This window comes from Pedobacter sp. BG31 (genome assembly GCF_042464845.1).
Taxonomy (GTDB): domain Bacteria; phylum Bacteroidota; class Bacteroidia; order Sphingobacteriales; family Sphingobacteriaceae; genus Pedobacter; species Pedobacter suwonensis.
In genome coordinates, this window is sequence record NZ_JBHNZK010000045.1 from 1 (window position 1) to 1,386 (window position 1,386).

The 1,386-nt window shown below is 42.6% G+C and carries 1 protein-coding gene; it reads left to right on the forward strand.

Translation table 11 applies throughout. The features are described 5' to 3' along the window. Positions 1-102 precede the first annotated feature (102 nt). Complete coding sequence (locus tag ACFE6N_RS23480; protein ID WP_378940358.1) at positions 103-1,320, forward strand: IS4 family transposase; 1,218 nt, start codon at positions 103-105, stop codon at positions 1,318-1,320. Positions 1,321-1,386 lie beyond the last annotated feature (66 nt).

Consider the following 1,386-nt stretch of genomic DNA (forward strand, 5'->3'; position numbering starts at 1 on the left):
TTCACTGTTGTCCGGAGAAAATATTTTTTGCTTATAAAAAAGGGCAGCGATAAAAGCTACCCTTTGTGCTGTTATATTTGAGTTACCACACCTAAATACAACATGGGCAAAAATACATTTTTTACCGGACAGCCAATATTAAATCAGCTATTAAGTTTGATCGACCGGAATTCGGTCAGATCATTAGCCCGTCGAGGGGGTTACGACCGTTATTACAAGTACTTTGATACTTTTGGGCATCTGGTCACCATGCTCTATTGCAGCCTTAACAATTGCACCAGCAGCCGTGAGGTGGTCAGCGGGATGCATGCATGTCATAGCAAGCTCCAACATCTGGGCATGATCAGTCCACCTGCAAGGAGTACACTGTGCGATGCAAATGCCAAAAGACCTTTTGATGTTTTTCAACAGCTCTATGAGCTTTTGTACAAACGTCACCGCCATCTTTTACCGGACAGCCGTTTGAGGCAATATGACAAACTCTTTATTGCCGATTCCTCCACCATTACACTTTTCCAGCGGATACTCGATGCACCCAGTCCGGGCAAAATGAACGGGAAAAGAAAGGGTGGCATCAAAGTTCACACCCTGATCGGTGCAGCCGAACATGTGCCCCTGAAAATCAGTTTTACTGCCGCCAGCGCGAATGATATGCCTTTCCTGAAAGAAATAGATCTTGAAGAAGGATCTTTTATCGTATTTGACAAAGGCTATGTGGACTATTCAGAATATGAAAGGATAGGCAAACAAGGTGCCTTCTTTGTTACCAGACAGAAAAAAGATGCGAGGTATGAAATCACAGCATCCAGGGAACTGAGCCAAAAGAGTATGGACTTTGGCGTATTGAAAGACCAGACATTGATCCAGGGGACACGTACACAAAAGGAAAAGATCAGACTTAAGGTACGCATGGTCACATTTTTCGATGCAGAATCGGGCCGTACATTCGAGTTCCTGACCAACAATTTCTCTCTGTTGCCCGAGGAAATTGCAGAGATATACAAAAAACGCTGGCTTATCGAGGTGCTCTTTAAAAGGGTCAAACAGAACTTTCCACTCAAATATTTCCTCGGGGACAACGAAAATGCGATCAAGATACAGATATGGTGTGCCTTTATATCCGATCTGCTGATAAAGATCGTTCAGGTACAGCTCAAAAAGAAGTGGGCATTCTCAAACCTGAGGTCGATTATCAGGCTGCATATCATGAGTTACATCAGTCTGTATCAGTTTCTCAATAACCCTGAAAAGCTAAATATTGGACGGAGAGATAACAGCGGTCTAAAAAGAGGCGCCTTGGAAATTGATTTTAAAACATAACCTAACCCAATTAGCCTAAAAACAAAGTATTTTCTTCTTTGTAAATTTTAACCGGACAACAGTGAA